The organism is Kitasatospora putterlickiae (assembly GCF_039527695.1).
GTDB lineage: Bacteria > Actinomycetota > Actinomycetes > Streptomycetales > Streptomycetaceae > Kitasatospora > Kitasatospora putterlickiae.
On record NZ_BAAAKJ010000129.1, the window covers coordinates 16002 to 24220 of the forward strand.

At 75.6% G+C, this 8219-nt stretch carries 5 protein-coding genes; all 5 read left to right on the top strand.

Going from position 1 to position 8219, the window contains the following annotated elements:
* Positions 1–196: hypothetical protein (locus ABD308_RS13600; RefSeq protein WP_344333110.1), on the top strand; the 196-nt coding region annotated here is incomplete at its 5' end.
* A gap of 173 nt (positions 197–369) precedes the next feature.
* Positions 370–2127 carry a serine/threonine-protein kinase gene (locus tag ABD308_RS13605; RefSeq protein ID WP_344333114.1) on the top strand — a complete coding sequence of 586 codons (1758 nt, stop codon included), beginning with the start codon at positions 370–372 and terminating at the stop codon, positions 2125–2127.
* 81 nt (positions 2128–2208) lie between these two features.
* Positions 2209–3852: a succinic semialdehyde dehydrogenase gene (locus ABD308_RS13610; RefSeq protein ID WP_344333117.1), complete on the top strand. Its 1644-nt coding sequence runs from the start codon at positions 2209–2211 to the stop codon at positions 3850–3852.
* A 67-nt stretch (positions 3853–3919) separates the two neighbouring features.
* Positions 3920–5710 (top strand): GMC family oxidoreductase N-terminal domain-containing protein, encoded by a 1791-nt coding sequence (locus ABD308_RS13615; protein WP_344333120.1) that lies wholly within the window; start codon positions 3920–3922, stop codon positions 5708–5710.
* A gap of 164 nt (positions 5711–5874) precedes the next feature.
* Entirely contained in the window at positions 5875–7578 is a 1704-nt protein-coding gene (locus ABD308_RS13620) for a hypothetical protein (RefSeq protein WP_344333123.1), read from the top strand.
* Positions 7579–8219 lie beyond the last annotated feature (641 nt).

The window sequence follows — 8219 nt, forward strand, 5'->3', positions numbered from 1 at the left end:
GCCGCGCCGCCCGGCCAAGGGGCGCCGTACGGCCGGGCGTGACGGTGCGACGGGCGGGGAGCGGCCGCGGGCGGAGGCGTCCGGTCCGGCCCGGCCGCCGCGGATTCCGCCGGCGCTGCTGGGTCCGGTCCTGGTCGGCGGGGTGTTCCTGCTGCTGCTCCTGGGGATGGTGGCCGTGGTGCTGTTCGCGGGCTGACGGGGCTGGTGGGAACGGGGTCGCCTCCGTGACGGGTGGGGGAGATTACCGGGGGGCGCCCGGGGCGCCTAATGTGTCCGTGGGATTTGTTCGATTCAGTGGTCTGCACCGAGTGGTCTGCGCCGGGCCCTCCGTCGCGGTGACGGCAGGTGAATGAGGGGGAGCGGTCGCGGATGGGCGCGCAGGACCGGCCGGAGTCGGCCGAGGCGGAGCGGCTGCTGGCCGGGCGTTACGAGCTGGGTGACCGGCTGGGCCGCGGCGGGATGGGCACGGTGTGGCGGGCCCGGGACCGGATGCTGGACCGCGAGGTGGCGGTCAAGGAGCTGACCGTCAGCCACCTCCCCGAGGAGGAGCTGGAGATCCTGCACGCCCGGATGAAGCGGGAGGCCGCCGCGGCCGCCCGGATCAAGCATCCCGGCGTGATCACCGTGCACGACGTGCTGGAGCAGGACGGCCGGCCGTGGATCGTCATGGAGCTGGTCGACGGCCGCTCGCTGGCCGACGTGATCAGCCAGGACGGCACGCTGCCGCCGCGCGCCGCCGCGGAGGTGGGCGGCCAGGTGCTGGCCGCGCTGCACCGGGGCCACCAGCTGGGCGTGCTGCACCGGGACGTGAAACCGGCCAATGTGCTGCTGGAGCACGGGACCGGGCGGGCGGTGCTGCTGGACTTCGGGATCGCGACGTACGAGGGCTCGGCCGAGCTGACCCGGCCGGGCGATCTGGTCGGTTCGCCGGACTACCTGGCGCCGGAGCGGGCGCAGGGCGAGCGGCCGGGCCCGGCCTCGGACCTGTGGGGGCTGGGGGCGACGCTGTACGCGGCGGTGGAGGGCGACTCGCCGTTCCGCCGCACCTCGCCGCTGACCACGCTGGCCGCGGTGGTCGGTGATCCGCTGCCGGAGCCGCGCCGGGCGGGCCCGCTGGGGCCGGTGCTGGCCGCGCTGATGGCCAAGGACCCGGCGGACCGGCCGACCGCGGACGAGGCGGCCCGGATGCTGGCGGAGGTGCAGGCCGGGCACACCATGGGGTTCAAGCCGGTCACGCCGGTGCGGATGCCGACCCAGTCGGTGCCGGTGGTGGACCGGTCGGGCGAGCCCGGTGAGGCCGGTGAGCCGGAGGGGCCGGACGGCTCGGACGGCTCGGACGGCGTGGACGGTTCGGAGGGCTCGGCCGAGGCGGTCGCCGGGGCGGAGGAGGCGGCGACCGTGCCGTCCGTTGGGGCGCGGGAGGGAGCCGAAGGGGCGTCCACCGGCCCGGGCGCGCCGGTGATGTACGCCGACGCGCCGGTGCGCGGTCCGGCCAGGCGCCGGCGAGTGCTGCTGGTGCTGGCGGTCGTGCTGGTGGTGCTGGTCGCCGGGGTCGCCGCCGGGGCGCTCTACCTGTCGGGCCGGGACGGCGGGACGGACGCCGAGGCGGACCCCGTCAAGCCGATCCCGACCCAGGTCGTGCCGAGCGGGTCCGGCGACGGCGCGCCCGCGCTGCCCGACGGCTACCGCTGGGTCGACGACCCGGCGGGCTTCCGCTTCCCGCTGCCCACGGCCACCCCGGTCTGGCAGCGCAGCAGCACCCCCGACAACCAGATCTACTACAGCCCCGACAACAAGGTGCACTACCTGCAGTTCGCGGTCACCGTGGGCCAGTCGGTGAGGCCGCTGGAGCACATGCGGCAGATGGAGACCACCGTCTCCGGGCTGAAGGACTACAAGCAGCACCGGATGACCAGCGTGGCGGTGAACGGCCACGAGGGCGCGGTCTGGGAGTTCAGCTACCTGGCCAAGGAGGGCGGCCGCCGCCGGGCGATCGAGGCCGAGTTCATCGACAAGGACGGCACCAGCTACGCGATCTACTCGTCCAGCCCGGAGCGGGGCAACGAGTGGAACGAGGCCGAGCAGCGGTTCAACGCGGTGCTGCACTACTTCACCCCGACCCGCTGACCCGACGGGCCGCCGCCGCCCGTCCGGTTTCTTGTTACCGACGGGTACCGAACCGGGCGCCGAGCGCCTAGGCTGCGCCCTATGACGGACCTCACAGCGGCAGCCACGGCCCATGACCACGCCGGCACCGGCTCGCCGGGCCGCAACCCCGCCGCGCCCGGCGGCGGGCGCACCGTCGCCACGGCCGTGCCCCCGTCGCTGGTCGCCCGGCTCGCCGCCGGGGTCACCGCCACCGGCGAGCCCAGCGTGGTGGAGACCGTCGCCCCGCTGACCGGCGAACGGCTGGCCGGCCTCCCGCGGTCCACCCCAGCGGACGTCGAGGTCGCCTTCGAACTCGCCCGGCGCGCCCAGCCGGCCTGGGCCGCGCTGCCGGTCCGCCGCCGCGCCGCCGTGCTGCTGCGCTTCCACGACCTGCTGCTCAAGCGGCAGGACGAGGTGCTCGACCTCATCCAGGCGGAGACCGGCAAGGCCCGGCTGCACGCCTTCGAGGAGGTCCTCGCCGTCGCCATCGCCGCCCGTCACTACGGCCGCTCCGCCCAGGCCTACCTGCGCGACAAGCGGCACCTCGGCGCGCTGCCGCTGCTCACCCAGGCCGTCGAGGCCCGCCGCCCCAAGGGCGTGATCGGCCACATCTCGCCGTGGAACTACCCGCTGGAGCTGTCCGTCGGCGACGCCCTGCCGGCCTTCGTGGCGGGCAACGCGGTGGTCAACAAGCCGGACACGCAGACCGCGCTGACCGCGCTCTGGGCCCGTGAGCTGCTGGTCGAGGCCGGACTGCCGGCCGACCTGTGGCAGATCGTGATCGGCGACGGCCCGGTGATCGGCCCGGCGGTGGTCGAGCACGGCGACTACGTCTCGTTCACCGGCTCCACCCGCACCGGCCGCGACGTCGCCCGGCGCGCCGCCGACCGGCTGGTCGGCGCCTCGCTCGAACTCGGCGGCAAGAACGCCATGCTGGTGCTCGCCGACGCCGACCTCGACCGGGCCGCCGAGGGCGCCGTCCGGGCCTGCTTCTCCTCGGCCGGTCAGCTCTGCATCTCGATCGAGCGGCTGCTGGTGCACCGCTCGGTGGCCGACGAGTTCCTCGCGAAGTTCGCCGCCCGCACCCGCGCGCTGCGGCTCGGCGGCGGCCTCGCCTACGGGGCCGACATGGGTTCGCTGGTCTCCGCCCGGCAGTTGGAGACCACCACCCGGCACGTCGAGGAGGCGGTCGGGGCCGGCGCCACCGTGGTGGCCGGCGGGAAGGCCCGGCCGGACCTCGGGCCGTTCTTCTTCGAGCCGACCATCCTGGACGGCGTCACCCCGGACATGGCGGTGTGCGGCGAGGAGACCTTCGGGCCGGTGGTCTCGGTCTACCGCTTCGACACCGAGGAGGAGGCGGTGGCCGCCGCCAACTCCACCCCGTACGGCCTCAACTCCAGCGTCTGGACCAGGGACGTCCGGCGCGGCCGGGCGGTCGGGGCCCGGCTGCGCACCGGCACCGTCAACGTCAACGAGGCCTACGGCGCGGCGTACGGCTCGGCCGGCTCGCCGATGGGCGGCATGGGCGACTCCGGGCTCGGCCGGCGGCACGGCGCCGAGGGCATCCTGCGGTTCACCGAGGCGCAGACGATCGCCAGCCAGCGGCTGCTGCCGATCGCGCCGGCGTTCGGCCAGGAGGAGCGGCAGTACGCGGCGGTGATGACCGCCGGGCTGCGGATGCTGAAGGCCCTGCGCGTCAGGTGACCCCTCCGGCGGCGTCCGGCACCGCCGTTTCATCGACCCGTGGACGACTTCGAAGGAGCAGTGGCAGATGGTGGGTTCGGCTGAGGAGCGGGAGTTCGACTACGACGTGGTCGTGGTCGGCTCCGGTTTCGGCGGTTCGGTCTCGGCGCTGCGGCTGACCGAGAAGGGGTACCGGGTCGCCGTGCTGGAGGCCGGGCGCCGCTTCGACCGCGACGAGTTGCCGCGGAGCTCCTGGGACGTCGCCAACTACCTGTGGGCGCCGAAGCTCGGCCTCTACGGCATCCAGCGCATCCACCTGCTGGCCAATGTGATGATCCTGGCCGGCGCCGGGGTCGGCGGCGGCTCGCTGAACTACGCCAACACCCTGTACGTGCCGCCGAAGGCGTTCTTCGAGGACCGCCAGTGGCGCCACATCACCGACTGGCAGGAGGAGCTGGCGCCGTTCTACGACCAGGCGCGGCGGATGCTCGGGGTGCGGCTGAACCCGACCGTCACCCCGTCCGACGTGCACCTGAGGGCCGCCGCCGAGCGGATGGGCGTCGGCGACACCTTCCACATGGCACCGGTCGGGGTCTTCTTCGGCGACGGCGAGGACGGCGACGGCACGGCGAAGGCGGCGCCCGGCGGCGAGGTGGCGGACCCGTACTTCGGCGGCGCCGGTCCGGCCCGCCGGGCCTGCGTCGAGTGCGGCGAGTGCATGACCGGCTGCCGGCACGGCGCCAAGAACACGCTCACCGAGAACTACCTCCACCTGGCCGAGCGGGGCGGCGCCGAGATCCACCCGCTCACCACGGTGGCCCGGATCCGCGAGCGGGGCGAGGGCTTCGCGGTGGACGTCCGGCGCACCGACGCCCGCTCCACCACCGACCCGGTCAAGGCCGGGGCGCGGACCGTCACCGCCGCCAGGGTGGTGGTGGCGGCCGGCACCTACGGCACCCAGTCCCTGCTGCACCGGATGCGGGCGGCCGGTCACCTGCCCCGGATCTCCGCCCGGCTGGGCGAGCTGACCCGGACCAACTCCGAGGCCCTGGTGGGCGCGCAGACCACCGACCGGCGGTACGGCGCCCGCGCGGACTTCACCAAGGGCGTGGCGATCACCTCCTCGATCCACCCGGACGCGAACACCCACATCGAGCCGGTCCGCTACGGCAAGGGATCCAACGCGATGGGCGCGCTGTCGATCGCCCAGGTGGCCGGCGGCGGGCGGGTCCCGCGCTGGCTGCGCTACCTCGGCAACTCGGTCAAGCACCCGGTGACCTTCGCCCGGTCGATGAACCAGCACCGGTGGTCGGAGAAGACGATCATCGGCCTGGTGATGCAGTCCCTGGACAACTCGATCACCGTCTCGCTCAAGGAGAAGGGCCTCGGCAAGGGCGCGCTGACCTCCCGCCAGGGCCACGGCGCCCCCAACCCGACCTGGATCCCGGCCGCCGAGCGCGGCGCCCGGGCGCTCGCCGAGGAGATCAACGGCTTCCCCGGCGGCAGCGTCGGCGAGATCTTCGACATCCCGATGACCGCCCACTTCCTGGGCGGCTGCCCGATCGGCGACTCCCCGCTCACCGGCGTCGTCGACCCGTACCACCGGCTCTACGGGCACCCCGGGATCAGCGTGGTGGACGGCGCGGCGGTCTCCGCCAACCTCGGCGTCAACCCGTCGCTGACCATCACGGCGCAGGCCGAGCGGGCCATGTCGATGTGGCCGAACAAGGGCGAGCCGGACACCCGCCCGGCGCCCGGCGAGGAGTACCGCCGCGTGGTCCCGGTCGCGCCGGCCGCCCCGGCGGTGCCGGAGAGCGCGTTCGGCGCGCTGCGGCTGCCGCTGCTGGCGGTGCCGGAGGTGCCGGGGAAGCAGGCCTGACCAGGCCGTCGGCGGGGGGACGGGCCCCTGCGGGAACGTCCCGGAGTGTCCCGGTCGTGCTCCGGTGACGTATGAGCGGTTGACAGCCGTCCGTACCCGATGGGAGAAAAGGGGCGCCCTGGGGGGACCAGGAGATCGTTCGTTCGGACGGGGGGACGCGGTCCATGGCCATCTGCGCATCCTGCGGCGCGGCTTCGGCGAAGGGGGCGCTCGCCTGCGCGTCCTGCGGGAGGCCGCTGCTGCCGCCGCCCGTGCTGCCGCCTCCGCCGCCCGTACCGCCGGCTCCGCCCGTGGACCTGCCGCCGCCGGTGCTGCCCCCGGTCCCGCACGCTCCGCCGGTCCCGTCGGTCCCGCCGGTCCCGCCGATCGGGGGGACCTGGGGCGCCGGACGGCCGTACGACCCGGCCACCGGCCGACCCGCCGCGCTCGCCTGGCTGGCCGGCGCCGACTGGCGCCCGGCGCTGCGCGCGGTCGTCGCCCCCACCGCCGTGCTGCTGCTGGCCGCGCTCCTCGTCGCGATCCCGGCGGAGTTCTTCCCCTACACCTCCGTCGTCGACCCGGCCTCCTACGGGGAGCGCTTCGGCAGCGCACTGGCGATCGTGCTCGGCGCCCTCGGCGCGCCGTTCCACCTGGACGTCGGCACCGGTGGCCCGGCCGACTCGGCCGGCGCCAGCGGGACGCTGCTCCGCGCGGTGCCGATGACCGTGACGGCGCTGTGGCTGCTCGCGCTCTGGCTCGGCCTGCGGGTCGGGGCGCGCCGCCGCCAGGAGCGCACCGGCGAGCAGCAGACCCGCCGGCAGGCGACCGGCGAGGCCGTGCGCACCGCCGTGGTCACGGCCGCGGTGACCGTGCTGCTCGGCCTGCTCGGCGGTGCCACCTGGCACCCGGGCGGCCGCTTCGACGTGGACGCCGTCACCGGGGAGCTCGACCGGGCCACCTACGAGACCTCGGCCGGCTGGCTGGAGGGGGCGGGCTGGACGGCGCTGCTCGCCGGGCTGCTCGCCTTCGCGGTGTACGGGACGGACGCGCTGCGCTGGGCGGCCTGGCGCAACCGGGTGGTGCGCGGCTGGGCGGTCGCCGGGCTGGCGGCCGGCCGCGCGCTGGCGGTCTCGGTCGGATTCGCGTCGGCGGTCGGCCTGCTGGTGGTCGCGGTCCAGAGCGGCGAGGAGAACGGCGCGGGCGGGCTGACCGGTGCCGCGCTGGCCTTCCTGCCCAACGTCGGCCTGATGCTGCTCGGGCTGGGCTCCGGGGCGACCTTCCGGACCAGCAGCGAGACGCCGGTGGCCGACGGGACGGACTGGCACCGGGAGCCGCGGGAGGTCGACGAGTACTCCTTCTTCGACCTGCACGGCGCGGGCGGCGACTGGCGCTGGACCGGGCTGCTCGCGCTGGCCGCCGCCGCGGTGCTCGGCTGGACGGCGTACCGGCGGCGCCTCGACGCCGCGGACCGGCTCCGGCTGGCGGCGGTGTACGCCGTGGCACTCAGCCTGCTGATGCTGGTGTCCGGGATGCTGACCTCCTCCGAGGCCACCGTCCGCTACCTCGGCCGGAGCCGGGACGCGGGGTTCGAGAGCGCGGTCTCCCTGGTGCCGTGGACGCTGCTGGTGGCCAACGCGGTCTGGGCGGCGGTCGGCGCGCTGGCGGTGCCGCCGCTGCTGGCGGCCCGCGACCACCGGGCCCGTACGCCGGAGGGAGCCACGCCGGCGCCGTCCGGGGCGGAGTACCCGGCCGGCGCGCCGGTGGTCTCGGAGGTGATCGTCTCGGAGGTCTCGGACGTGGTCGGCTCGGGCGGGGAGCCGCGCTCCGCCGGGCGGCGGCCGGAGGACGACGACCCGGTGGACCCCAGCGTCTGGAGCCGCCGCCCGTAAGCGCGGTCGGTGCGGCTGGCCGCCCGGCTGGTCCGCGCCGCCGGCCCCGGGCAGGGCAAAGGGCCCCGCGGGGGAACGGGGCCCTTTGTCGTTCAGCACTCGGCGTCAGGGCGCGCCGGTGCTGGGTTGACGGCGCCGGGGGAGGAGCGCCGTCCGGACGGATGGCTGATGGATGGCGCCCCGTCGTCGCTCCGGCGGGGATGGGCCGGCGCGCGCGGGCGCACAGTGCCGTGACGGCGGTCCGGCACGCATGCCTGCATCGGACCATCGCTCACGGAGCGTGAGGTGATAATCGTTGCCATCGCGGGTCTCGGTGGCACCGGGCCGGGCTCCACCGGCGGCTCTCGGGCCACCGGAAGAACTCTTCCACACAGCATCGTCCTGGACGAAGGGCTTGCTCTGCAACCGATTCGGCATGATTCGGTACAGGCCGCTTCCGGCCGGGCCGGTGGCCGGCCCGTGCTCGGGCCCGCCGCGTCCGGTGGGAAGGGCGGCGGAGGGGAGGCGGTAATGATCACGGTGCGTAGTGGTGCTGGCCGCAGCGCGCGGGGGACGCGCACGGCGGCGTGGGGGCGGCGGACGGGGTGCGCCGGGATCGCGGCGGGTGCGGCGGCCGGCGCCGGGCGTCCCCGGCGGCCGGC